General features: G+C 40.0%; 20 protein-coding genes and 1 other annotated feature. Of the genes, 11 read left to right on the top strand and 9 right to left on the bottom strand.

The window, feature by feature from the left end; genetic code table 11:
• Positions 1-1,189: DDE-type integrase/transposase/recombinase (locus BN1243_RS20450; protein WP_062110308.1), on the top strand; the 1,189-nt coding region annotated here is incomplete at its 5' end.
• Between the two features lie 303 nt (positions 1,190-1,492).
• Here BN1243_RS20450 and BN1243_RS20445 read toward each other — a convergent pair.
• Positions 1,493-2,245, bottom strand: coding sequence for a Cof-type HAD-IIB family hydrolase (locus BN1243_RS20445; RefSeq protein ID WP_062106883.1), 753 nt, complete (start codon positions 2,243-2,245; stop codon positions 1,493-1,495).
• Between the two features lie 213 nt (positions 2,246-2,458).
• Here BN1243_RS20445 and BN1243_RS20440 point away from each other — a divergent pair, with 213 nt between their 5' ends.
• The 3 genes from BN1243_RS20440 (at position 2,459) to BN1243_RS20430 (ending at position 5,440) form a co-directional block, all read left to right on the top strand.
• Positions 2,459-3,163: a hypothetical protein gene (locus BN1243_RS20440; protein ID WP_062106885.1), complete on the top strand. Its 705-nt coding sequence runs from the start codon at positions 2,459-2,461 to the stop codon at positions 3,161-3,163.
• Entirely contained in the window at positions 3,164-3,871 is a 708-nt protein-coding gene (locus BN1243_RS22965) for a CD3324 family protein (RefSeq protein WP_326569857.1), read from the top strand.
• A gap of 231 nt (positions 3,872-4,102) precedes the next feature.
• The gene (locus BN1243_RS20430; RefSeq protein WP_062109955.1) at positions 4,103-5,440 is read left to right on the top strand and encodes an ABC transporter substrate-binding protein; all 1,338 of its coding nucleotides are present in this window, start codon (positions 4,103-4,105) and stop codon (positions 5,438-5,440) included.
• Between the two features lie 219 nt (positions 5,441-5,659).
• On the opposite strand, the gene glsA is transcribed toward BN1243_RS20430, so the two are convergent.
• A complete protein-coding gene (glsA, locus tag BN1243_RS20425; RefSeq protein ID WP_062109953.1) occupies positions 5,660-6,586 on the bottom strand; it encodes a glutaminase A in 927 nt (308 codons plus the stop codon).
• Between the two features lie 233 nt (positions 6,587-6,819).
• A complete protein-coding gene (locus BN1243_RS20420) occupies positions 6,820-8,175 on the bottom strand; it encodes an ABC transporter substrate-binding protein (protein WP_062109951.1) in 1,356 nt (451 codons plus the stop codon).
• 313 nt (positions 8,176-8,488) lie between these two features.
• On the opposite strand from BN1243_RS20420, the gene BN1243_RS20415 reads away from it, so the two are divergent.
• On the top strand, positions 8,489-10,087 hold the full coding sequence (locus tag BN1243_RS20415; RefSeq protein WP_062109949.1) for an MFS transporter: 1,599 nt from the start codon (positions 8,489-8,491) through the stop codon (positions 10,085-10,087).
• 49 nt (positions 10,088-10,136) lie between these two features.
• On the opposite strand, the gene BN1243_RS20410 is transcribed toward BN1243_RS20415, so the two are convergent.
• The gene (locus BN1243_RS20410) at positions 10,137-11,369 is read right to left on the bottom strand and encodes an MFS transporter (protein WP_230200276.1); all 1,233 of its coding nucleotides are present in this window, start codon (positions 11,367-11,369) and stop codon (positions 10,137-10,139) included.
• A gap of 103 nt (positions 11,370-11,472) precedes the next feature.
• Here BN1243_RS20410 and BN1243_RS20405 point away from each other — a divergent pair, with 103 nt between their 5' ends.
• The 3 genes from BN1243_RS20405 (at position 11,473) to BN1243_RS22800 (ending at position 16,681) form a co-directional block, all read left to right on the top strand.
• Positions 11,473-12,462 carry a nuclease-related domain-containing protein gene (locus BN1243_RS20405; RefSeq protein WP_230200275.1) on the top strand — a complete coding sequence of 330 codons (990 nt, stop codon included), beginning with the start codon at positions 11,473-11,475 and terminating at the stop codon, positions 12,460-12,462.
• 173 nt (positions 12,463-12,635) lie between these two features.
• Positions 12,636-16,361, top strand: coding sequence for a hypothetical protein (locus BN1243_RS22405; RefSeq protein WP_230200274.1), 3,726 nt, complete (start codon positions 12,636-12,638; stop codon positions 16,359-16,361).
• Complete coding sequence (locus BN1243_RS22800) at positions 16,325-16,681, top strand: hypothetical protein (RefSeq protein ID WP_230200273.1); 357 nt, start codon at positions 16,325-16,327, stop codon at positions 16,679-16,681. The genes BN1243_RS22405 and BN1243_RS22800 overlap by 37 nt, the downstream gene beginning before the upstream one ends.
• Before the next feature lie 60 nt (positions 16,682-16,741).
• Here BN1243_RS22800 and BN1243_RS20400 read toward each other — a convergent pair whose 3' ends face one another.
• The 4 genes from BN1243_RS20400 to BN1243_RS20385 form a co-directional block, all read right to left on the bottom strand.
• Positions 16,742-18,403 (bottom strand): 2-isopropylmalate synthase, encoded by a 1,662-nt coding sequence (locus BN1243_RS20400; RefSeq protein WP_062109945.1) that lies wholly within the window; start codon positions 18,401-18,403, stop codon positions 16,742-16,744.
• A 63-nt stretch (positions 18,404-18,466) separates the two neighbouring features.
• Positions 18,467-18,721, bottom strand: a binding site (T-box leader).
• A 99-nt stretch (positions 18,722-18,820) separates the two neighbouring features.
• Complete coding sequence (locus BN1243_RS20395) at positions 18,821-19,330, bottom strand: QueT transporter family protein (protein WP_062109943.1); 510 nt, start codon at positions 19,328-19,330, stop codon at positions 18,821-18,823.
• A gap of 137 nt (positions 19,331-19,467) precedes the next feature.
• On the bottom strand, positions 19,468-20,211 hold the full coding sequence (locus tag BN1243_RS20390; protein WP_062109941.1) for a 3-oxoacyl-ACP reductase: 744 nt from the start codon (positions 20,209-20,211) through the stop codon (positions 19,468-19,470).
• 21 nt (positions 20,212-20,232) lie between these two features.
• Complete coding sequence (locus BN1243_RS20385; RefSeq protein ID WP_062110828.1) at positions 20,233-20,454, bottom strand: DUF2829 domain-containing protein; 222 nt, start codon at positions 20,452-20,454, stop codon at positions 20,233-20,235.
• Between the two features lie 120 nt (positions 20,455-20,574).
• Here BN1243_RS20385 and BN1243_RS22245 point away from each other — a divergent pair, with 120 nt between their 5' ends.
• Positions 20,575-21,021: a hypothetical protein gene (locus BN1243_RS22245; RefSeq protein ID WP_154669912.1), complete on the top strand. Its 447-nt coding sequence runs from the start codon at positions 20,575-20,577 to the stop codon at positions 21,019-21,021.
• A 125-nt stretch (positions 21,022-21,146) separates the two neighbouring features.
• On the opposite strand, the gene BN1243_RS20380 is transcribed toward BN1243_RS22245, so the two are convergent.
• Complete coding sequence (locus BN1243_RS20380; protein ID WP_062109939.1) at positions 21,147-22,178, bottom strand: glycoside hydrolase family 18 protein; 1,032 nt, start codon at positions 22,176-22,178, stop codon at positions 21,147-21,149.
• Positions 22,179-22,335: 157 nt separating this feature from the next.
• On the opposite strand from BN1243_RS20380, the gene BN1243_RS20375 reads away from it, so the two are divergent.
• Together BN1243_RS20375 and BN1243_RS20370 are read left to right on the top strand one after the other, a co-directional pair.
• Positions 22,336-23,349: a carbohydrate-binding family 9-like protein gene (locus BN1243_RS20375; RefSeq protein WP_062109937.1), complete on the top strand. Its 1,014-nt coding sequence runs from the start codon at positions 22,336-22,338 to the stop codon at positions 23,347-23,349.
• A gap of 4 nt (positions 23,350-23,353) precedes the next feature.
• Complete coding sequence (locus BN1243_RS20370; protein WP_062109935.1) at positions 23,354-25,954, top strand: transglutaminase domain-containing protein; 2,601 nt, start codon at positions 23,354-23,356, stop codon at positions 25,952-25,954.
• The last annotated feature ends 161 nt before the right edge of the window (positions 25,955-26,115 follow it).

The following is a 26,115-nucleotide window of genomic DNA, read 5'->3' as shown; positions in this document are numbered from 1 at the left end:
ACGTTCTAACGCAAAGGCCACTGTACCAAAAACAATGAACTGTCCACAGTGTGGAGCTCCATCAGATTATCTGTACGCCAATAATGGTGATAAAGGGCAGTTTCAATGCAAGGTTTGTTCTTGCCTTTTCAGTGATAAGAATCGCTTTTCTAAAGAGGCCATTCTTAAGTGCCCTCACTGTGCAAAGACCCTTGATAAGATTAAAGAAAGAAAAGATTTCTCTGTCTACAAATGTAGAAATAATGACTGTTCTTATTATCGAAAGAAACTGAAGACCATGTCTAAAAAAGAGAAAAAGCGGTTTAAGAAAGATCCTCAAGCATTTAAATTGAGGTATATCTTTCGTCAGTTTCACATTGATTTTAGACCTTTATCTAAGAGATCATTCGAGTTACCAAAAGTCGATTTATCTAGGATTTATGCTTCGCCACACGTTTTGGGTCTGATCTTAACCTATCATGTGAATTATGGGCTTTCAGCCCGTAAGACAGCAGCCATTATGCAAGATGTCCATGGTGTTGCAATTTCCCACCAAACCATTTTGAATTACGAAAACAGTGTGGCTCTATTGCTTAAACCGTATGTGGATCATTATCCCTATGAGCTTTCTGATCAATTCTGTGGCGATGAAACCTATATCCGAGTCAATGGAAAGTGGCACTATTTATTTTTCTTTTTTGATGCAGTAAAGAAGATCATTCTCTCTTATCCAGTGTCTCCAAATCGCGACACGGTAACGGCTATTCGTGCCATTGATGAAGTGTTAGTTAAAATGCAAGATATCCCTAAAGATCTTACCTTCGTAGTGGATGGAAATCCCATCTATCTTTTAGCTCAACACTTTTTTGCCCAGAACGACATCAAATTTGATGTGAAACAAGTGATTGGGCTTACCAATGAGGATCCTATTTCAACTGAATACAGACCGCTAAAACAAATCATCGAGAGATTGAATCGTACTTTCAAGGGGAACTATCGTTCCACGCATGGCTTTGGTTCAGAACATGGTTCTGTTTCCTATGTCACTTTGTTTGTCGCTTATTTTAATTTTCTGCGGCCACATGCCTCTTTAGAAGGAAAGGTACCTGTTGTGAACACAGCGTTATCGGGTCTTCCTACCATGCCAGCACGGTGGACAAAATTGATCGATTTAGCTCAGCATTGGATTGTTCAACAGCGGTTAGCCTAACTTTTTGTTTAGCTGAGCCCTTGTGTTTTTGGATCTGTTCAGCAATCGGCGTAGCGAACTCTTGACAAACCGAACTTGCCAATGGTTTAAAATTGGAAAAACCAAGGGCTTATTTGGCCTGCCTTCTTTTGTCCCCTTCGCCCTTGATACTCTGAATTCAAACCATTGGCGTGTTTGTCAAGAGCGATTGCGACGGGTTTCCACTCCGTTTCGGGATGAATCACTAACATTAGGCTTTAGTTTTCATAGAACTTTTTACAATACCTGTACAACGCGATTAACAGTATCGTGCCTCAATTTCTTCTAGTTCAATACCCAGTGGCGAATAGCTTTTGCAACTCCATCAGCGTCGTTCGTATCTGTAACCCAATCAGCTGCTTCTTTCACAGCATTTTGAGCATTGCCCATAGCGACACCGCATCCAGCTTCTTGAATCATCGCTAGATCGTTCAAGCTATCACCAACAGCCATCACTTCATCCATCGTAATGCCGAGTAAACCACAAATCTTTTTTAACGCATTTGCTTTATTAATTCCGAGAGCATTAACCTCGATATTTAGTGGACTGGAATTACTTATTTCTAATTGTTTATTTTTTCGCAGCTCCGTTAAAATCGCTTCTCTTACCTCATGGGTGTCTAAATCAAAACCAAATTTAAGCCACTCACGTCCAGGGATTTCATTAGGAAAACCATCACGAAATTCAGATTCCGCCGTCATCGCCCAAAAACGGCCATTATGTTGATTACACAACTCCCATATGGACCGAATTAAATCCTCATGAAGCGGATGACTCTCTAGTAGATTACCAGAAGGATCCCAAATTTGACTCCCATTAATCACAACTAGATAGGAAGCAAGTTGCATAGAATCTGCATATGGTTTGGTTGAATGAAGATGACGCCCTGTACTAAGCACAACGTGTATACCTTTTTCCATGGCTTCCGCAATCGCTTTTTGATTTTCTTCTGATATTTCTTGTTGATGATTTAATAATGTTCCATCCATATCAAGTGCAATAAGTTTAAACGATCCGACTTTATTCGATGTTCCCATAATCCGGCCCCTTTTCTTCATCTAGCTTTCTCTCAAAGTTAAGTGTACCATGGGTTAACTGAGGGAGCTAGGTTCCTATCCAAATTAGGATCTCATTAACAGATATGCAAAGTTATTTATAATTGTTTATTGGATATATTTCGGTAGTCCCCAATGATATGATTTACTTAATTCAGGTGCGCAACTGATATATCAATATTAGGGGGTATAAGAATGAGAAAGGATCATATTCTTAAGTCGATGCTTTCTAAGAATATAAACATGACACCAAATGGGTTTGTCGCGGATAAGTTAAGTCCTCACGAATTTACAGAACATCATGAATTGTTTTTTGATAAAATTTTAGAAATTAGTTCAACAAACATTGCGGGAATAGACGGATATGGTGAGTTTAATGATGATTGCACGCTAGAGTACGCTACCTGTAAGGAATTTCTGATAGATACATTTTCTAACGAAAAGGAAGGCTACTGGTATAATTGGACGGAAATGTATGAAACGACTCTTTTGCAGCGTGAATTCTTTGAAAAATATTTTAAGGAAATGGAAGAAAGAATCAGCTATTGTGAAGGAAAGCGATTTTTAATCTATAACAATACTTTTTTTATAAATATGATTACTGATGGGAAAACAATGGTAGGTTTCCCTGACTGGAGCAGATCTGGTATAGGTGATTTCCTTTTAGATTTTGCCATTATGGATTTAAATAAGCCTTACTTGAAAATACCGGAGTTGTTTTTTCAATACTGCAAAAACCGTAACGTTGTCATAGAAGATTTTAAAGAGAGATTCTTATGTATGGCCTATTATAAAGGGATCGATACATTACGCTGGCATGCATCAATTGACGATTCAGAATCTTGCATGTCGATCATGAAATCAATAAGTGAACTGGAAAACAGAATCTACACATTATAGATGGTGATTGCTATGAAATATGAAAACGCAAAGGATGTATTGCCAGTGGAACTATTAAATGAAATACAAAAATTTGCGGCTGGGAAACTTCTTTATATTCCACTAGGAGAAGAGAAAAGGGCTTGGGGTGAAATTTCGGGTTATAGAGATAAATTGAAAAAGCGTAATCTAATGATTTGCAATAAATATGCCCACGGAATATCACTGTCAGAACTTGCAGACGAATATTATTTATCTTTAGATTCGATTAAAAAAATCATTTATTCTAAGAAAAATAATAAAAATTTAACGTATGAACCTACTTTAGCATCGGCCGTTCAATACGCGAATGAAGGTATCCTGGAAGAATGGATTCAATGTTATCTTCTTTTAACAAAAAAGGATACTCCAATTTTGCATGATACTATTAAAAAAGATCGAATATATTTTGGTGTAGTAAAATTTCCATTGCGACTAATCCAAATTGACTTAATAAATACAGAAAACGAAGAAGTTCAATATAATTCCAATGTTGCCGATCTCCCCCCACTTGTTATTAAATTTCAAGAAGGTAAATTTTATTGCGTAGTTCAGAATGATTTGTTTGTCACTCTAAAAAAGCAGAAAGTAAATGCTTATCCTACAATCATCGTATTGAACGCCAATACTGATTATAAAATTTTTATGAAACACTATGGGAAAGTTTTATTTTTTGTAGATAATGTGTGAACTGCAGCCAGTGCCAGCTTTCTGGACCTGGCTTATTTTCATTATCTCCATTCTTTGAGCATTTTATTAGTTCTCTTTTCATTCAGAATGGCATATTAGTTCCTATAGCATCAAAGGGGAGGTGTATAAGAAGCTATTACGTATAAAAAGGCGCAACAGAAAGTAAGCGATTTCATACCTTACCAGGAAGTTAACTTATGACAATAATTCAAAAAGGGGGTTAAATTTCGAATGTACTTTCGAAGATATGGCTTTATTCTTGTTATGTTTACCTTTCTTTGTCTCATATTTACTGGATGTTCGAACCAAACAAACACGGATAGCAAAGAGAATGAAACTAATGCTAATGACCAAACTGATGAAACTTCAAATGAACCTACTGAACAAAATACGGATGAAGACCCTGAAGAAAAAGTTAAAATCACAATTGCTTATCAATGGGGAGAAGATGCTTTTAATAAACGTTACCGACCAATTGAGGAGTACCTTGGTAATGTGGAAATAGAATTTGTTGCATCAACCAATACATTACAAGGTTTTGAAGAAATGTTTGCAGCCGGCATTAAACCCGATATTATCGTAGATCAGAACATCTTTGCGCTTCAGGACTTAGATGTCATTTATCCTTTAGACGATCTATTAGAGCAATCTGGTTTTGATGTCGGAATTTTTGACCAACCATTATTAGATTCCTTGCGTGCTTATGACGATGAAGGAAGAACTATCGGGCTTCCGGATGGGACATCTGTTATAGGTTTATATTATAACAAAGATGTATTTGATTTATTTGGAATCGATTATCCTGATCCTGAAAAGCCGATGACTTGGCAAGAGGTTTTAGATTTGGCTAGAAAAATGACAGTTGAAAGAGACGGAGTACAATATATCGGATTAGATGGTATGAGTCGATTTGCTCTTCAACAATTTGCTCCTACAGCAACTAACCCAGAGACAGGTGAAGTTTTAATTAATGAAAGGGAAGCTTATAAACGATATTTTGATTTGGTGGCCGAATTCTACAATATTCCCGGGATGAGAGAGGAAGAAAGTCTTGGAACTAATTTTGTTGAAAAACGAGCAGCGATGACGTTAGCCACTAATGTAGCGTTGAATTGGATTGGGGGAGATGACGTAGAATCCCTTGACTTAGTGCCGTTTCCAGTTTGGCCAGACCAGCCTACCATTGGTCCGCTTATGGGAACGACGCCAATGGTCATTACCAACTACAGTGAAAATAAAGAAGTGGCTCTTGAAATATTAAAAGCTTATTTTTTACCTGAAATTTTAACAGAACATGTGCGGACAGGAGGTACTGTTCCACCTATTGCTGATGAAGAGTTACTTAAACAATATGCAGTAGATCTCGAAATCTACAATGGGAAAAACCTTGCCGCATACTACGTTCTAGATCGAGTAACCCGTGAAGAACCCGTAAGCAGATGGGATGATTTCGTTGACCTTGCCAGTGCAGAAACAGCCATTAAAGAAGGTAAAGATGTTGTAACGGTTTTACGAGAATTAGAAGAAGAATCTACAGCTAAAATTCAAGAAGCGATGGCGGGAAAATAAGTACAGATGCTTTCGCTCCTGATGCATTTATGCACCGGGAGCGAATTTTCCTTTTAAGCTAATTTCTCCCGCCACGAGCATTGGATCTGCCTTTGCCTCTTCTTTGCTCAATTGGACGTTTCGGCGTATTGTTTCTTTTCTCTTTATGCGCTTCAGAATCTTTGACCATGTTAAATTCCTCCATTATCGTGTTAGTGTTTATTATAGTAACCTTCACTACTAAAAAATACTCAACTGATATTTGTTCGAAAGAAGCTTTAGTAATTCGATCCCGCCGATGCTGTTACCAATTTTATTTAAAGAAGGACCAAATATGCCAATGCCAAATTTCCCTGGAACAGCACCCATAATCCCGCCAGAAACGCCACTTTTTGCCGGAATCCCTATCTCGATCGCAAATCTCCCTGATTCATTATACATACCGCAAGTAACCATAAATGTTTTACAAATTCGAGCGATATCTTTCGGAATGATTTGTTTACCACTAATCGGGTTTATTCCATCCATGGCAAATACCATCCCCAACTGAGCTAAATCATGACAATTCATTTCAATGGCACATTGTTTTGTATATAAGTCTAATAGCTCCTCAATAGGTTCTTTGATTAATCCATGCTCCATTAAAAAATAACCCAATGCTCGATTTAAATGGGCAGTTTCAAATTCAGACGATGCCACTTCATTTGAAATTTCGATCTCTTTATCATTGGCCATTTCACATATAAGTGATAATAAACGCTCTATTCTCTCTTCAACGGAGTTCCCTTTAATCATATGTGTCACAACTAATGCTCCGGAATTAATCATTGGATTAAGAGGTCTTGCTTGTTCCCCTTCTATCTTAGCAATCGAATTAAACGGCTCACCTGTTGGCTCCATTCCAATACGTTCAAACACATAATCAAAACCCCTATCCATTAAAACAAGTGCAAGCGTAATCACTTTTGAAATACTTTGCAACGTAAACTTCTTCTCTATATCCCCAGCAGAAATACAAGTATCGTCTGGATATTGGATCGCAATCGATAGATCGCTCGGATTCTCTTTTCCCAGAGCAGGTATGTAAGTAGCAACCTTTCCCTTATCCGTTACCGACCTCGCCTGTTCAACAAATTCTTGTAATTCCTTTACCGATTTACACGCCATTGTCATCACCCATATGTAGTATGAGCCATTTAATAAGATTTTAAGTAGTTATAAATCAGGATAGATTTGGTACCAGTTATAATGAAATTGACTGAATGCAAAAACCCCACCACAGGCCTCATTATTAGAAGCATGGTGAGGTTTTTCTAAAATCATTATCGTGCTACTTGTTTTTGCTAAAAACCGCTTCCATTTTAAAACGTTTTTTCTCTTTATCATCAACTGATATTTTGTTATTTGGTTGCTTTTGCCTCTTGGATAATCTTTTCTCCTTCTTCCTTCACTTCTCGTAAAAAGGTAGGGATGTCAATATCAGATTCCGCAAATTTTGCTAAATCGAATGGAACGTAACGATCATAGTGACTATAATTATCAAATTCCGCTGGTTCAAGACTAAAATATACCTGTTTTGTATTTCGATCCTTATATTGATCTAGTTTCACACCGAAGTTATCCAATACCTCCGGATCAATTACTGCTGGTCCAGATGCCATAGTACTGACAATACTTTTTTGGTTTTCCGGTGATAAATACTGTTCCAATACTTTAAATGCAGTAACCTTGTTTTTACTGTAGGAAGTTACAACCATTGCTGCTGTACCCAAGTAAGGTCCACTATTTGGTCGCTCTTCCCATACAGGTACAGGTGCGATGTCCATATTTTCTTGATACTCTAAATCTCCCCAACCATATGCAAAGTAATTATGCCAATGAATTGTCATAGCTGCCGTTCTTTGTGCAAACCGATCACCTTCCAGAGATTCTTGATCACGCATACCCGGAATATTGTAATAATCCCGCATCAACTCCAAATATGTTGTAAACTCTGGTTTTTCGGTAATCAATACATTTCCGGTTTCCGCATCGGTCATCGCGACTCCGAATTCTCTTAAAGGTACTTTTGCCAGATCCCCTGTCGAACCCCAACCCCCAAATTCTAATCCGATATATTGTTGATTATTCCTTTCACCGGTCATCTTTCTGGCAAGATCCATTGTCTCTTTCCATGTCAATGGCTGATCGGGATCTGGATAACTTTCACCAAATAAATCAAATATTTCTTTATTATAATATAAAGCAAAAAGGCCTGTCCCATCTGGTAAACCGATTAAACGCTTTTCTGAGTCAAAACCTCTTACAAGTGAAAGAAGGGCTGGATTAATTCGTGTTAAATCAAAACCTACTTGTTCTACAAGATCGTCTAATGGATATATAGCATCTAATTCCTCAAGTGGCCCAATATTATCTGGTGCCGAAATGATAATATCCGGCACGATTTCAGCAGCAAATAATTCCTGTAATCCTTCGCTAGTGCCATCATACCAATTGAAAATGATATCAACATTTTCTAAAGCATCCTCAATCGGCAGGAAACGCTCATTAAATTGTTCCTCACCCCACGGATATGCAACATTAATTGTTAATGGATTGCTAGCTGTTCCTTCTTCTTCATCTTCAATTAAAACAATCTCCTTTTTACTCTTATCATCTTGCTCTTGTTCCTCTTTCTTGCTCGTAGACTCACTGCATCCAGCTAAAAAAATAAAAAGTAACAATAGCGTAAAAATATGACTTTTGATTCTCTTCAACGGAATTGCCTCCTTTTATGTATGTACAACCATATTTTAGCAGACAAGATTTGCGCCTTTTGCCGAATTTTCAGATTCCCAAACGTTTATTTTCGACATAATTAGCGTTAAGACATTCCATTTTTAAAGAAAAAAGCACTATATTTCCAGAAATAAAGGCTACAATATCTAGAAATATAGTATAGTTCAAAAGATGATTCGGAAAATGAATAACTACACTTTAAACACCTTGCTAACCGCCATAGATTTAAAGAATACTGAGTAGTATAATGCTATTATAATTGTAACCCTTACATTCAAAGGAGATGAAGGAATGAGCAAACGATTGTCGAGCTCGACCTGGGCGATCACATTATTTTGTATCGGTGTATTTATGGCAGCTCTTGATAATGGAATTATTAGCGCTGCACTAACAACGATTAACAGCTCATTTGAAGTTCCTGCTAATTGGGGAGCCTGGGGTGTCACCATCTATACATTAGGCTTGGCAATAAGCATTCCGATTATTGGTAAGATTTCAGATCGATACGGGCGTAAAAAGCTTTTTATCGTCGAAGTTGTCTTATTTGGATTAGGTTCTTTACTAGTCGCTTTAAGCCCAAACTTTGAATTTTATCTAGCTGCACGCTTCATTCAGGCAATGGGCGGCGGAGGAATCTTTATCATCGGAAGCTCCCATGTTTTAAGTACTTTCCCGGTTGAAAAACAAGGAAAAGCGCTTGGTTTATTAGGTGCTATGAACGGGGTAGGTGCTGTATTAGGCCCAAATCTCGGTAGTATTATTTTAGATGTAACGGGTAATTGGCATTTTTTATTCTTAATTAACGTACCGATTGCACTCGTTTTAATTGTTCTCGGATACTTTAAAATCCCGGAAACAAAAGAACCTTCTGTTGGAAAACTAGATTTAGTCGGAACTGTTCTTTTATCCTTATCCGTCCTTGGCATCATGTACGGTCTAACAAACATTGAAGGTACTTCTTTCTGGGAAAGCATCGCAACACTTAACGTTTACGGCTATCTATTAGCTGGAATTTTGTTATTTACAGTCCTCATTTTCTATGATCGTTTATTAGAAAAGCGTAATGGAGATCCTGTACTACCCGTGAGTTTATTAGCTCAGCCTACGTACTTACTTACATTATTAATTGGGGCATTATCAGGTGGTTTACTGGCAGGGATGATTTTCATACCCGCTTTCTCGGAGCAAGTTTTAGGAGTGGCTGCTGAATACTCCGGTTATTGGATGACCCCATTAGCATTAGCATCAGGTGTTGGGGCTGCTCTTGGAGGCACACTCGTCGATAAAAGAGGACCCATTCTTGCAGTTTTTTTATCTGGTTTTATTACAGCCATTGGCTTTGTACTATTCCCAACATGGATAGAGGTAAAATGGCAATTTGTCATTGCTTCTAGTATCGCCGGTTTTGGAATGGGGATTCTGCTGGGGGCGCCTTTGAACATTTTAGCGACAGAACGAATAAAAAAAGACAAAGGTTCAGCGCTCGCTGGACTTTCACTTGCTCGTCAAATTGGAATGACGATTGCTCCGACCATTTATGCAGGATTTATTGCACGAGGATTTAGTCAAATTCCAAGCATATTCAAAAATGATTTCAGTAAAATTCTTCAAGAAAATATGCAAAAAGCAGATTTGAGCGCGGAAGCCATGGAAGAATTCCAACAAATAGCTAGCAATGTATCGACGACTACCAAAGATTACAGTAGTTTATTAGAGAATATTCAAAATCCCGAGTTAAAGGATGTCATCCAGACAAGTGTTGATCAAATTACCTTGATCGCTGCACAGGATGGGTATAGCGGGTTATTTTATTCTACAGTCGTTCTTGCAGCAATTGTTGTAATTTTAGCGATTATTTTAAAACCGATTCGCAAAAAAAGTCTGCAATAAAGATATACCGAGGGCGATGCAGTTCAATGCTGCACCGCCCTTTTTAATTCTATTGTTCCACAGTTTGTTCCTCTAACTTCTTATCGGCAGTCTTTATTGGCCTCGCAGCATGTGATAACAACCCAGCAACTGTCACACCAATCAACACAAAAATTAATGCCCGTAGTAAACCGACCACTTCTGCGATAGCTCCTAATACCGGGGGACCAACAAGGAAAGCCATATATCCGACTGTTGTAACTGCGCCAACTCGGGCAGCCACTCCGCGTGGATTATCACCAGCTGCAGATAATCCAACTGGAAATCCATAGGCTGAACCGAATCCCCAAAGGACTATTCCAATAGCTGCTGTATAATAGTTTCCACCGAATATGACGATGATGAGTCCAAGTGCTGCCGAAATCGCAGAAGCCCTTAAAATCGCTACCCTTCCAAACTTATTGAGAAGAATATCCCCCACCCCGCGACTAATAGTCATTGTCGCTACGAATAAACCAAACATTAATGAACCGGCTGCAGGGGTTTTGTCATAACCATCCACGATCACTAATGGTAACCAATCTCCAGCAGACCCTTCAGCAAAAGCCATTCCAAGTACGATTATGCCAATAAGAACTGTTCTTTGTTCCTTCCAGACAGCAAGACGCTCTTTCGCTGTCATCGGTGGCTCATTTGCATCCTCATTTTTATCTTGACCAGTCCCTACTGGCACAAAACGAAAGAAAACTACGATTAAGACTAGTACAATAAGGGCAATCACAAACAAATGCGTCATAATAAGCAAATCGAGTTTATTTACAATAAAACCAATAATGGCACCAAAAAAAGTCCCTAAACTATAGACAGCGTGAAAACCCGTTAAAATCGATTTTTTCACCGTTTGTTCAATGGCCGTCCCTTCTACATTCATCGCTACATCACATATTCCAATTCCGAAACCGAAAATAGCAAGGGCACTAAACACGATAAACACATGTGGAAACCATGAACTACCCAATCCTACAGTGATAAGGCCGAGGGAGCTAAGTCCAAGTCCTATTAGCATAATGACACGACCGCCAAAACGTGCGATTAAATGACTTGCACACAAAAGGCCGATAATCGAACCAGTAGAGAGTCCAAAAATAATCCATCCCATTTGCGCTGTTGAAACGCCCAATGCATCGCGAATATTTGGGGTTTGCGCCACCCAAGATGCCATAGCAAAACCAGACAGTCCAAAATAAAAATAAATGGCCATACGCCATGATTGAATTTGTCTAGTTGTCAGTGCCTGTCCCACTTTCTACCATCTCCTAGAATCATAAAGACTGAAATATAATTATATTAATCTACCATAGAATAAGATCGGTTACAACATTATTTCCAAAACGATTTTTGTTGAATTGATAGAAAAGCCTGTTACTATTATAGTTAAGAAAAATGAAAGGTTGTGGAAAATGGTTATTAAACCTTATGAAGAAACCAAAAAGATGCAATTTTTTCGTACCTTGTACACACGGTTCGATCCTGATGAAGAGCAGAGGCAATATTACGACGGTTTGAAAAAGGGTGAAGAAGGGGAAAGAATTTTTTCCGAATTACTTAGAGAGGTTAACAATGGCAGCCTCATTCTTCATAATTTATTATTTGAACAACTCAACAGTTTATTCCAAATCGACGCTGTCCTTGCCGCCCAAAAAATCCTGCATCTATTCGAAGTCAAAAACTTTCAAGGTGATTATTACATAGAGTCTGGCAAATGGTACACTGGGTATGGAACAGAAATCCAAAATCCCGTTTCCCAATTACGACGATCTGAAATACTTCTTCAACAATTTCTTAAAAAACATGGGTTCAATCTTAAAATCAAGAGCTCCCTCATTTTTATCAATCCCGAATTCACTTTATACCTAGCCCCTCGAAATTTACCGATCATTTTACCAACACAAGTGAATCGATTTCTTCATCAATTAAAAGGTAATCCGTTCAAACCAGGAAAGAGTCATTTTACATTAGCCGAAAAATTAATAAGTAGCCATATGGAGGAAAACTTTTCGGACAGGATTCCCCATTATCATTATGATCAACTAAAAAAAGGATTAGATTGTGCTACCTGCCGTTCTTTGAATACAATTGTAAAAGGCAGTAGTCTCATATGTCTTAATTGCAAACATGTAGAAAAGGTTGACTTGGGAGTTGTAAGGTGTATAAAGCAATTTCAACTTCTCTTCCCTAAGAAAAAAATGACGGTCAATATCATTGAGGATTGGTGTGCTAGCATGGTATCACCTAAAACAATCAGGAGGATTCTTGCAAAATATTACATTATTAAGGGATTTGGGAAGGCAACCCATTATGTAGAAAGCGAACCAAAGAATCTTGAAGACTTGTAGTTTGCCTCGAATTTTGTGGAGGTGAACAGATTGGTCAACTTTGATGAACACTCTTTGATTACTATAACGTTTTTTTAAAATGTTTCATTATCGTTTTCGGGTTTTACAAGCCTTTTTGGCAGCGATCTGCACATAATGGGAACGATTCAGAGCCAATCGTTACCTTTTCATATGTGATCACCGCAATACGGGAACGATTCAGAGCCAATCGTTACCTTTTCATATGCGATCACCGCAATACGGGAACGATTCAGAGCCAATCGTTACCTTTTCATATGCGATCACCGCAATACGGGAACGATTCAGAGCCAATCGTTACCTTTTCATATGCGATCACCGCAATACGGGAACGATTCAGAGCCAATCGTTACCTTTTCATATGCGATCACCGCAATACGGGAACGATTCAGAGCCAATCGTTACCTTTTCATATGCGATCACCGCAATACGGGAACGATTCAGAGCCAATCGTTACCTTTTCATATGCGATCACCGCAATACGGGAACGATTCAGAGCCAATCGTTACCTTTTCATATGCGATCACCGCAATACGGGAACGATTCAGAGCCAATCGTTACCTTTTCATATGCGATCACCGCAATACGGGAACGATTCAGAGCCAATCGTTACCTTTTCATATGCGATCACCGCAATACGGGAACGATTCAGAGCCAATCGTTACCTTTTCATATGCGATCACCGCAATACGGGAACGATTCAGAGCCAATCGTTACCTTTTCATATGCGATCACCGCAATACGGGAACGATTCAGAGCCAATCGTTACCTTTTCATATGCGATCACCGCAATACGGGAACGATTCAGAGCCAATCGTTACCTTTTCATATGCGATCACCGCAATACGGGAACGATTCAGAGCCAATCGTTACCTTTTCATATGCGATCACCGCAATACGGGAACGATTCAGAGCCAATCGTTACCTTTTCATATGCGATCACCGCAATACGGGAACGATTCAGAGCCAATCGTTACCTTTTCATATGCGATCACCGCAATACGGGAACGATTCAGAGCCAATCGTTACCTTTTCATATGCGATCACCGCAATACGGGAACGATTCAGAGCCAATCGTTACCTTTTCATATGCGATCACCGCAATACGGGAACGATTCAGAGCCAATCGTTACCTTTTCATATGCGATCACCGCAATACGGGAACGATTCAGAGCCAATCGTTACCTTTTCATATGCGATCACCGCAATACGGGAACGATTCAGAGCCAATCGTTACCTTTTCATATGCGATCACCGCAATACGGGAACGATTCAGAGCCAATCGTTACCTTTTCATATGCGATCACCGCAATACGGGAACGATTCAGAGCCAATCGTTACCTTTTCATATGCGATCACCGCAATACGGGAACGATTCAGAGCCAATCGTTACCTTTTCATATGCGATCACCGCAATACGGGAACGATTCAGAGCCAATCGTTACCTTTTCATATGCGATCACCGCAATACGGGAACGATTCAGAGCCAATCGTTACCTTTTCATATGCGATCACCGCAATACGGGAACGATTCAGAGCCAATCGTTACCTTTTCATATGCGATCACCGCAATACGGGAACGATTCAGAGCCAATCGTTACCTTTTCATATGCGATCACCGCAATACGGGAACGATTCAGAGCCAATCGTTACCTTTTCATATGCGATCACCGCAATACGGGAACGATTCAGAGCCAATCGTTACCTTTTCATATGCGATCACCGCAATACGGGAACGATTCAGAGCCAATCGTTACCTTTTCATATGCGATCACCGCAATACGGGAACGATTCAGAGCCAATCGTTACCTTTTCATATGCGATCACCGCAATACGGGAACGATTCAGAGCCAATCGTTACCTTTTCATATGCGATCACCGCAATACGGGAACGATTCAGAGCCAATCGTTACCTTTTCATATGCGATCACCGCAATACGGGAACGATTCAGAGCCAATCGTTACCTTTTCATATGCGATCACCGCAATACGGGAACGATTCAGAGCCAATCGTTACCTTTTCATATGCGATCACCGCAATACGGGAACGATTCAGAGCCAATCGTTACCTTTTCATATGCGATCACCGCAATACGGGAACGATTCAGAGCCAATCGTTACCTTTTCATATGCGATCACCGCAATACGGGAACGATTCAGAGCCAATCGTTACCTTTTCATATGCGATCACCGCAATACGGGAACGATTCAGAGCCAATCGTTACCTTTTCATATGCGATCACCGCAATACGGGAACGATTCAGAGCCAATCGTTACCTTTTCATATGCGATCACCGCAATACGGGAACGATTCAGAGCCAATCGTTACCTTTTCATATGCGATCACCGCAATACGGGAACGATTCAGAGCCAATCGTTACCTTTTCATATGCGATCACCGCAATACGGGAACGATTCAGAGCCAATCGTTACCTTTTCATATGCGATCACCGCAATACGGGAACGATTCAGAGCCAATCGTTACCTTTTCATATGCGATCACCGCAATACGGGAACGATTCAGAGCCAATCGTTACCTTTTCATATGCGATCACCGCAATACGGGAACGATTCAGAGCCAATCGTTACCTTTTCATATGCGATCACCGCAATACGGGAACGATTCAGAGCCAATCGTTACCTTTTCATATGCGATCACCGCAATACGGGAACGATTCAGAGCCAATCGTTACCTTTTCATATGCGATCACCGCAATACGGGAACGATTCAGAGCCAATCGTTACCTTTTCATATGCGATCACCGCAATACGGGAACGATTCAGAGCCAATCGTTACCTTTTCATATGCGATCACCGCAATACGGGAACGATTCAGAGCCAATCGTTACCTTTTCATATGCGATCACCGCAATACGGGAACGATTCAGAGCCAATCGTTACCTTTTCATATGCGATCACCGCAATACGGGAACGATTCAGAGCCAATCGTTACCTTTTCATATGCGATCACCGCAATACGGGAACGATTCAGAGCCAATCGTTACCTTTTCATATGCGATCACCGCAATACGGGAACGATTCAGAGCCAATCGTTACCTTTTCATATGCGATCACCGCAATACGGGAACGATTCAGAGCCAATCGTTACCTTTTCATATGCGATCACCGCAATACGGGAACGATTCAGAGCCAATCGTTACCTTTTCATATGCGATCACCGCAATACGGGAACGATTCAGAGCCAATCGTTACCTTTTCATATGCGATCACCGCAATACGGGAACGATTCAGAGCCAATCGTTACCTTTTCATATGCGATCACCGCAATACGGGAACGATTCAGAGCCAATCGTTACCTTTTCATATGCGATCACCGCAATACGGGAACGATTCAGAGCCAATCGTTACCTTTTCATATGCGATCACCGCAATACGGGAACGATTCAGAGCCAATCGTTACCTTTTCATATGCGATCACCGCAATACGGGAACGATTCAGAGCCAATCGTTACCTTTTCATATGCGATCACCGCAATACGGGAACGATTCAGAGCCAATCGTTACCTTTTCATATGCGATCACCGCAATACGGGAACGATTCAGAGCCAATCGTTACCTTTTCATATGCGATCACCGCAATACGGGAACGATTCAGAGCCAATCGTTACCTTTTCATATGCGATCACCGCAATACGGGAACGATTCAGAGCCAATCGTTACCTTTTCATATGCGATCACCGCAATACGGGAACGATTCAGAGCCAATCGTTACCTTTTCATATGCGATCACCGCAATACGGGAACGATTCACGACCAATCGTTACCTTTCATATGCGATCACCGCAATACGGGAACGATTCAGGGCTAATCGTTACCTTTTCATATGCGATCACCGCAATACGGGAACGATTCAGGGCTAATCGTTACCTTTTCATATGCGATCACCGCAATACGGGAACGATTCACGACCAATCGTTACCTTTCATATGCGATCACCGCAATACGGGAACGATTCAGAGCCAATCGTTACCTTTTCATATGCGATCACCGCAATACGGGAACGATTCAGGGCCAATCGTTACCTTTTCATATGCGGTCACCGCAATACGGGAACGATTCAGAGCCAATCGTTACCTTTTCATATGCGGTCACCGCAATACGGGAACGATTCAGAGCCAATCGTTACAGTGACCATCTCCTAAGACGTTTCCTGTTAGTCTTCGACTTAGCTCCAGTGTAATAACAAAATAAAATGCCAGGCTACAAAACAATTACCATTGTTCTGGAACCTGGCATTTCCCTAACCTTTCAGCAAATTATTCACCGCACTACAAAGCGCCTTAACGGACGAGGTCATAATATCCGCATCTATTCCGCTTCCCCAATACACAGAACCATCTGCGGCTGTAATTCCGACATATGATACGGCATTCGATTTTGAGCCGGTTTCCTGGGCATGCTCCTTATAAACTAAATCCGAATATTGAATTCCTAGCTTTTGTTGTAAGGCATTGTTGATCGCATCAAAACGGCCGTTACCGAAACCTGTCAATTCTTCAACTTCACCTTTGATGTTAACCGTTACTTTTGTTTCATAATCATCGGATTTCGTATACGCGTAATGCAGAAACTCTACTGGAGTAGAAACATTCACATACTCCTTCATAAAAATTCCATATATTTCATCTGGCAAAAGCTCTTTTTGGAATTTGTCAGATTCGTCTTTCACTATATAGCCAAAACTTTCACGCATTTTCGGGGGCAGGTCCAGTCCATATTGTTGTTCAAGAACATACCCAATGCCACCTTTCCCTGACTGGCTATTAATGCGAATGACATCACCTTCATACTCTCTTCCAATATCTTTTGGATCGATAAGCAAATAAGGTACAGTCCATTTTTCGCAGTCTTTTTCTTCTCGCCACTTCATCCCTTTCGCAATTGCATCCTGATGAGAACCCGAAAAGGCGGCAAATACAAGCTTCCCTGCATATGGCTGTCTCTCATTGATCTTCATTTTCGTCATCCGTTCATAAACTTCAATAATCTCAAGGATGTTTTCAAAGTTTAGTTTAGGATCCACACCATGGGAAAACATATTCAAGGCAAGTGTTACAACATCAACATTCCCTGTTCTTTCACCATTTCCAAATAGCGTTCCCTCGATTCTCTCCCCACCTGCAAGCAGCCCAAGCTCAGCATCAGCAACCCCCGTTCCTCGATCATTATGGGGATGAAGGGACAAAATCACATTTTCTCGATAATCCAAGTGATTACTCATGTATTCTATTTGACTAGCGTATACGTGTGGCATCGACATCTCTACAGTTGCCGGCAAATTAATAATCACTTTATTGTCGGCTGTCGGCTTCCAAACATCTAAAACCGCATTACAAATGTCCAACGCAAAATTAATTTCCGTTCCCGTAAAGCTTTCAGGAGAATATTGAAACTTGAAATTCCCCTCCGTTTCTTCCGCATATTTTTGCAATAACTTCGCACCTGAAACAGCGATTTCAATAATTTCTTCCTTCGACTTTCTGAATACTTGTTCACGCTGAGCAACCGATGTTGAATTATAAAGATGAACAACCGCACTTTTTGCACCACGCAAAGATTCAAAAGTCTTTTGGATAATATGCTCTCTTGATTGAGTCAACACTTGAATCGTTACATCATCTGGTATCAAATTGTCTTCAATCAATCTGCGCAAAAATACGTATTCTGTTTCAGATGCCGCCGGAAAACCTACTTCAATTTCCTTAAACCCAATTTCCACAAGCATTTGAAAATATTCAAGCTTTTCCTCTAGATTCATCGGTACAACCAACGCTTGGTTACCATCGCGAAGATCCACACTACACCAAGTAGGGGCTTCTGTTATATATTCTTTCTTTGCCCAATTCAAGCTCATCTCTGGAGGCATAAAATAACCTCTTGCATACTTATCAACGTTTTTCAATTCAATCCCCGCCCTCTTCTCTTTTTCTAAAAAACAAAAAAAGCCCTTCGCCTCTATAAACTATATAGAGACGAAAGACTTTGTCATCGATCGCGGTACCACTCTAATTCATACAAAAAATGTATGCACTCAGGTAGACATAGGTTTTAAAAAACCTTATATCCCCCTACTATAACGGTTAGGTTCCGTCCCCACCTACTTTTCACATTTCAGTGGGCTGCTTCAAGGTGAGTTCAGATTGATCCACGGCTGTTTCACACCATCCAACAGCTCTCTGATCGCTTCAAAAATCCTACTATTCCTCTTCGTTGCATTTAAATATTTTTAAAATTATACCAAATCCAAATTAAGGAAGCAAGGTGTTTTTTAAAATTCAGAAGAAATTCCTCAAAAAAAAGAGACGATCACTGCCGTCTCTTACTTCGTTAAATCAAATTTTTTACTTACAAAATGAATAATGATTCCCCCGACTGTCATCGAAAAGAGCTCACCTACAGCCATTGTGAACCATGTGTAGAAGAATGGAAAATTTAATAAAACATGAAATTGAAACGCAATTGAAAACATGGAAATCGCAAAAACAATTGCGGTTATGGTGATTTTTAAAATGTCGTTTTTAATTCTTTTCGTCAGAGCGCGACAAAGAATTAATGCGAGAAATGTAGCTGTTGCTCCAATGGGAACATCCAGTATCCATGTTGGCGACATGAAGTTGGCAATCACGACTCCTAAAGTGACGGCAAAAACATATCGTTTATGATAGAGAGCTAAATAGTTAAACATTTCTGCTAAACGCAATTGAAGTGGACCGAAACTAATAACAGATAATAGAAAGGTTACGACTACATATAATGCCGTAACTAATGCAGCTTTGACCAGCTCCTGACTCTTAATCCGGGAGCTTGTCTCTAATGTTGTTCTACTCATATGAATCTCCTTTGTAAAATAGCAAATTTGCTATTTTAGTAATAACCACGGCCAAAGAAGAAGAAGTGCCGTAGTGCAAGTTAAAATACTTGCCTGCAAATTGTATCACAGATTATCTAATTTTGTATATAGCCAATTTACTTTACGATCCATCCGCCATCAATTGGAAGAACTGCCCCTTGTATGTAACTTGCTCCCGCGCTTGCTAAAAAGAGGGTCGCTTTTGCCACCTCATCTGGCTGCGCCCATCTCCCAGCTGGTGTTTCATTAGCCACCCATTTAGCCATTTCTGCTTCCCCTTCGAAATCCGCCTGATTCATTGGCGTTTGAATCGCCCCAGGTGCAAGTACGTTCGCTCGGATTCCTTGCCTGCTGTAATCAAAGGTCAGTTGTTTCGTATAACCAATAACCGCATGTTTAGAAGCTGTATACGCTGCTCCCCCGCCGCCAGCAACAAGTCCCGCAATTGATGCCATGTTAATAATAATCCCTTTCTCTTGTTTCAACATGTAAGGGAGCACAGCATTCGTGACAAGATACATGCCTTTGACATTTGTGTTCATCACCTTGTCCCATAGCATTTCATCTGTTGCCAATGTTGTCGCGTAGCCATCTAATATTCCAGCTGTATTGATTAAAATATCGATCGACGCAAATTCACTTATAGCCTGTTGAACGGCTTCTTCAATAATGGATCGATCTGTAACAGATCCAACTTTATAAGAAAAATGTTTATATTTTTCAGTGAGTATTTCTAAACCTTGCTTTTTAATATCGAGGGCAAATACATTCGCACCCTTTTCCAAAAAGGCAATTGCTTGAGCATGCCCAATTCCAGAGGCAGCTCCTGTTATAAAAACAGTTTTCCCTTCAAATTCCATCTCGTTGTCCCATCACTTTCGTTATTTAACCTCTACCCAATCCTCAGCTAATAAGTCACAAACTGTTGGGGTAAACATCGTATAGCCTTCCCCTTCAACATTAATTAAAAAATATGGATTCAATTTTTCTTGATCAAAAGTTGATTCCTCAACTAATTTCACATATAATTCCGCTCCAGGCCATCCTTCGCGAATCACTTTTTTTCCAGCTTTTAATAATGGTAAAACTTCTTCAAATGTCATCATCGTTCATCCCTTCTTTTTTTCTAAGAAAATCATATAGGGAATTGAGCTGAAAGGCAAAAGTTAGGATTATCACTAGGCTTCAGGGAATCATTTTATTCAGGAGCTGAAGTTGAACAAGTGCCAGACACTAATGATGGACATGATTCAACTGGAACGATTGATTCCGAATCGTTACCATTTTTCCGTGGTCTCATCCGAAACGGTAACGATTCAACCCAAATCGTTACCATGTTGCCATGTTCCCATCCGGAACGGGCACGATTCGATCCCAATCGTTACCGTGTTGGCGTGTTCCCATCCGATACGAGAACGATTCAACCCGGATCGTTACCATGTTGCCGTGGTCCCATCCAAAACGGGCACGATTCACTCCGAATCGTTACCTTGTTACCGTGCTTCCATCCAAAACGGGCACGATTCACTCCGAATCGTTACCTTGTTACCGTGCTTCCATCCAAAACGGGCACGATTCACTCCGAATCGTTACCTTGTTACCGTGCTTCCATCCAAAACGGGCACGATTCGATCCAATTCGTAACTATTATTCCATGTCCTCCTCTATAATAGAACGACAAATCCGCATCCGAATTATACCAGTGTCCTCTCCCCCAAAATTATATCATCCAACCAGACAAAAAAAGCTCTCAAGAAGTCGCTAAAAATCGCAACTTCCTAAGAGCACCCCAATACTAATTTAGTGACTTATCCATCGCATCTAGAAGACGGTGGGTTTCATCACATTTGTATTCCCAGAACATAATTCCTCCGAGTTTCTCACTAGATACGTATTTACATTTATGTTCGATCGATTCTTCATCATCATACGTAATAAACGTACTGCCATCGAAAAGATAAGGAGCTTTTGCTTCGTCATCCCAAAAACGGGTAAAGCCGTTCTTGTTAATGTATTCAGCGTCAAGCTGAGAATAATCCGGTCCATATCCTCCAGAACCTGCCGTCATCTGATGTAAACCGTTATTTTTATTTGGTACATCCTTCCACATGCGTGAATAGAACGCAGCGCCAATCACGATTTTCTCTCGCGGAACACCAGCTTGCATAAATATTTCAACTGATTTTTGAACACTAATTCTGAAAAGATCACCTGTTGGTGTATATAAATTCGTATGGTGACCAGTCAACGTTTGGAACCCTCCGCGCATGTCGTAAGTCATGAGCTGCACGTAATCTAAATACCTTTGAACTTCTGCCATCTCAGTCCCATCAACATAATACTGGTCTGCTCCTGCCGCAATCGTGAGGAGATAATATTTTCCCGTTTCCTTTTCAAGCGCATCCAATGACTCTCTTATTTCCTTTAATAAATATGTAAAGTTTTCTTTATCAGCTGGCGAAGATCCAATACCAGCTTCACCATAGCAAGGATATTCCCAATCAAGATCAATTCCATCCAAAGTATGCTCTTTTAGAATTTTAACAGCGCTATCTGCCATTAGCTTCCTGCCTTCTTGAGTAGAAGCTGCTTCCGAGAACCCCCCAGCACTCCAACCGCCCACAGATAGTAAAATAGTAAGTTCTGGATTCGCTTTCTTCAATTCTTTTAGATGATCCAAATTTTTCAAATGATCGATTCGAATCTCGTCATTTTTCACATGGCCAAATGCTACGTTTAAATGAGTTAATTTCAAAGCATCTTCCGTAGTAATACTAGGTAAGGAGCCGTCCCCAGCATACCCTACTACTTTATATTTTTTTGCCATTTGCTTTCCCCTCTTTGCATATTATTTTCAGTTACACTAACAATGTTATATCATATAGAAAGCGGATTCCATAGAAATTATATTTATTATTTCTACTTCCGTCATGATGTAATGTGATCGGTAACAGTTACAACATTATTTTAAGGAAGTGATCAAATTGAAAAATGCGATTCCAGTGCCATCCATCTCAACCTATGCACCGCTTCGTTATCTTTGCCAAAGAGCGGATGAACCGCTGCAGTTAGATGGGAAATTGGATAAACCATTTTGGGAAAAAGCACCATGGACTGAAGATTTCGTTGATATTGAAGGCGATTCCAAGCCACTCCCTACGAAACAAACGAGAGTAAAAATGCTATGGGACGATGAGTATTTTTACTTCGGTGCAGAGTTAATTGAAGATGAAATTTGGGCAACATTAACAGAAAGGGACTCTGTTATTTTCCACGATAATGATTTTGAAATTTTCATAGATCCTGATGGCGATACTCATAACTACTATGAGTTTGAAATCAATGCCCTAAACACTGTTTGGGATTTATTATTAGTCAAACCGTATCGTGATGGTGGACCACCTATCAATGGCTGGGACATTAACGGCATGAAAACTGCTGTACACATTGATGGAAAACTCAACGATCCCTCTCACCAAAAAGAAAATCGTAAATGGAGCATTGAAGTGGCAATGCCATGGAAAATCCTGAAAGAATGTGCCAAGGCAGGGCGACCACCAAGATCAGGAGAATTTTGGCGCGTCAACTTCTCCCGTGTTCAATGGCAAGTCGAAGTGAAAGATAATCAGTATGTAAAGAAAATTAATCCAACAACAGGCCGGCCTTATCCTGAAGATAATTGGGTATGGTCCCCACAGGGAATTATTAACATGCACTACCCAGAATTATGGGGCTATGTTTTCTTTACAGACAAACCTGATCAGGAACTACCTACCATCTCAGAAGATGAAGTGAAAAAATGGCAACTTCGAAAAGTCTATTATTTTGAAAGTAAATATTTTTCAGAGCATGAATATTTTACAGCGGACATAGAAGAAGAACTTCCTGATGGATTCATAATTGAAACAACATCCCGCACATTCCTGGCTTCCCTGCCAAGTTCTGATGAAAAAAAGAGAATCTATATTCGAGAAGATGGAAAAGTATGGGAGGAGTAATCCAATGATGAACACTACTCGATTTATTTCACTTGATGAACAGACGCGACTCATAGTTGAAGAGAAATTCCAATACAAAAAACAGCTTGCCCAAGCAAAGGAAAAGGAATTATTTAGCATCTTCGACGAAACATTAACAGCTGACGAAGAACTCGCGTTGAAATATTTATATGCTTATATGCCACTCAATGATTTGGCTGATTATGACAGCGCCTTATTTTTAAAACATGTAAGAGATGCCTTACATATCCAAAGCGTTGTACCATGGGGAGATCGTGTTCCTTCTTCGATTTTTTTACATTTCATTCTTCCTTACAGGGTGAATAACGAGAATATTGAAGATTTTCGAGGGCCTCTTTTTGAAGAAATTTTTCCAAGAATAAAAGATATGTCCATGGAAGACGCAATCTTGGAAACGAATCATTGGTGCCATGAAAAAGCGACATATGTTGGAAACGACCGTCGAACAGTTTCACCACTCACATTAATTAGAACTACATTGGGTAGATGTGGGGAACAATCAACCCTAGCTGTTGCTGCTCTTCGAAGTGTTGGTATCCCAGCTAGACAAGTTTATACACCTCTTTGGGCGCATTCCGATTCAAACCACGCCTGGGTGGAAGCATGGGCGGACGGCAAATGGTACTTTTTCGGAGCATGTGAACCTGAACCAAGATTAAATCAAGGTTGGTTTGAAAAGCCAGCAAAACGTGCCATGCTTGTTCATACACGGATTAGCGCGAATTATTCAGGGCCTGAAGAAGTTACACTTAAGCATCCTTGGTATTCTGAGCTTAATTTAACAAGTCTTTATGCCGAAACAAAAACGATAAAAGTTCGGATTACAGATCATGCTGGAAATCCGGCTCAAGCTAAAGTACAATTTCAATTATTTAACTTTGGAGCACTTCGCCCGATTTTAACATTGGAAACGGATGAACTTGGAGCTGTAGAATTAACGGCTGGATTAGGAGATGTTTATATCTCTGCTACTGGGGAACTTGGATGGGGATTTGCAAAGTGTGAAGTTAAGGGAACGGATGAAATTACAATTCCGTTATCAACAAAAGTTCTTAATGATGGAGAAATTGAATTCAAAATGGTTCCGCCTCCAGATATAGCGGATGATACGAGTTTAGACATTTCCGAGGAAGAAAAAGCTCTTCATAGCGAACGAGTTAAGCAAGGTGCTGCGATTCGTGCAAACTATGAAGCTACATTTCTAAATGAAAAAGATGCCGAACTATTAGCGCTTGAATGTTCATTACCAGCTTCAAGAGTATGGGAAGTTTTGAAAAAAGCCCGTGGCAACAGTCATGAGATTGCTGCTTTTTTACAAGAAACTTCCAGTGAATTTGGTGAGTGGGCGTTAAGACTACTTGAAGCGCTAAATGAGAAAGACCTTACTGACACATTTCGCCCTACACTAACTGATCATCTAACATATGCATTGCTAGTGAAGGACCATACGAAACTTGATGATGAAATGTTCGCAAAGTATATTTTACGACCACGGGTTGATTCGGAAATGATCACACCATATCGCGCTTATTTCCAGAAAGAATTAGGAGAAGAGAACATTCAGTTATTCCATGCAAATCCGCTCCTTCTAGTTGAAATGTTGGACCGTGAATTTGAAGTTGTAAAAGACATTAATTATTACCAAGGCTCTGCAACTCCTGCAGGAAGCTTTCAATTGAAAAAAGGCGATCCGCTTTCCCGGGATATTTTATTTGTGGCGATCGCAAGAGGCATTGGGATTCCTGCAAGACTTAACCCGAATGACCGACAACCACAGTTCTATGGAGATGGAAAATGGTTAAACGTCCAGTTTCGCGAACGTACAGTAGAAACAACTACATCAAAAATTCCGGATATCGGCACGGTTTTCTGGAATAATGCAACAGACGAAACGATTGAGTATTTCAGAAATTTTACGATCGCTCGTTTTACAAATGGGACTTATCAAACATTATTCTTTGATGAAATAGAGCCAATAAAGTTAGAACTGCCTGAAGGTCATTATCGTATAACAACGAGTAACCGTTTAAAAGATGGGACAGCCCTTCTTTCTCTACGATTTTTTGAAGTGATTGCTGGACATGAAATAACAGTGCCATTGAAATTCCCAAAAAATGAATCAGATATTCCTGTAATAGGACAAGCGAATCTTGATTTTAAGCTTGAATCGTTGGCAGGAAAAAGCGGATCAGCTACAAATTACACAGGTTCAAACGGTACAACCTTTGTCTGGATAGAACCTGACCGTGAACCTTCTAAACATTTATTAAGAGAATTCCGAGAAATGAAGGATGAATGGGAAGCGTTGGGCGTGAGTATTAACTGCTTGATCCGTGAAGAAAAATGGGAAGCGGCTCATACCCTTTTTGCCGCAGGAGATCTCCCGGTTAATTTAACTTTCTTTAAAGAAAAAACTAGCTATGACGCACTTTTAGCGATTGAGAAAAATAATGAAGTCAGCAACGAATTTCCGATCGTTTATGTTCTTGATGAAAAGATGCGCATCCGCCACATTTCTGAAGGTTATAAACTAGGTATCTCTCGAGAAGTCGTCGATGTTTATAAGCAAATTTCACAGGAATAAGACCTTAACGCAATCCTATTGATTATAAAATGTCTCCCAGCGTGTAAAACATAACGTGCTGGGAGCTTTCTTGTCGCTGAAACAAATGAATAGCATCGTATAAACTTGTTCCTCCCCCCCAGTCTAGTCAAGTATGATAAATTAGTTTATTCACAACTCGT

This window comes from Bacillus niameyensis, assembly GCF_001375535.1.
Taxonomy (GTDB): Bacteria; Bacillota; Bacilli; order Bacillales; family Bacillaceae_C; genus Lederbergia; species Lederbergia niameyensis.
The sequence above is the reverse complement of the archived record's forward strand: the minus strand, read 5'-3'. Positions and strand labels throughout refer to the sequence as shown.

What these genes read in the sequence shown, in the direction of transcription:
- BN1243_RS20445 (WP_062106883.1), bottom strand. Translation starts at nt 2,245, where the DNA reads ATGGGAACATCGAATAAAGTCGGATCGTTTAAACTTATTGCACTTGAT.
- BN1243_RS20440 (WP_062106885.1), top strand. Translation starts at nt 2,459, where the DNA reads ATGAGAAAGGATCATATTCTTAAGTCGATGCTTTCTAAGAATATAAAC.
- BN1243_RS22965 (WP_326569857.1), top strand. Translation starts at nt 3,164, where the DNA reads ATGGTGATTGCTATGAAATATGAAAACGCAAAGGATGTATTGCCAGTG.
- BN1243_RS20430 (WP_062109955.1), top strand. Translation starts at nt 4,103, where the DNA reads ATGTACTTTCGAAGATATGGCTTTATTCTTGTTATGTTTACCTTTCTT.
- glsA (WP_062109953.1), bottom strand. Translation starts at nt 6,586, where the DNA reads ATGGCGTGTAAATCGGTAAAGGAATTACAAGAATTTGTTGAACAGGCG.
- BN1243_RS20415 (WP_062109949.1), top strand. Translation starts at nt 8,489, where the DNA reads ATGAGCAAACGATTGTCGAGCTCGACCTGGGCGATCACATTATTTTGT.
- BN1243_RS22800 (WP_230200273.1), top strand. Translation starts at nt 16,325, where the DNA reads ATGCGATCACCGCAATACGGGAACGATTCAGGGCTAATCGTTACCTTT.
- BN1243_RS20395 (WP_062109943.1), bottom strand. Translation starts at nt 19,330, where the DNA reads ATGAGTAGAACAACATTAGAGACAAGCTCCCGGATTAAGAGTCAGGAG.
- BN1243_RS20390 (WP_062109941.1), bottom strand. Translation starts at nt 20,211, where the DNA reads ATGGAATTTGAAGGGAAAACTGTTTTTATAACAGGAGCTGCCTCTGGA.
- BN1243_RS20385 (WP_062110828.1), bottom strand. Translation starts at nt 20,454, where the DNA reads ATGACATTTGAAGAAGTTTTACCATTATTAAAAGCTGGAAAAAAAGTG.
- BN1243_RS20380 (WP_062109939.1), bottom strand. Translation starts at nt 22,178, where the DNA reads ATGGCAAAAAAATATAAAGTAGTAGGGTATGCTGGGGACGGCTCCTTA.
- BN1243_RS20370 (WP_062109935.1), top strand. Translation starts at nt 23,354, where the DNA reads ATGATGAACACTACTCGATTTATTTCACTTGATGAACAGACGCGACTC.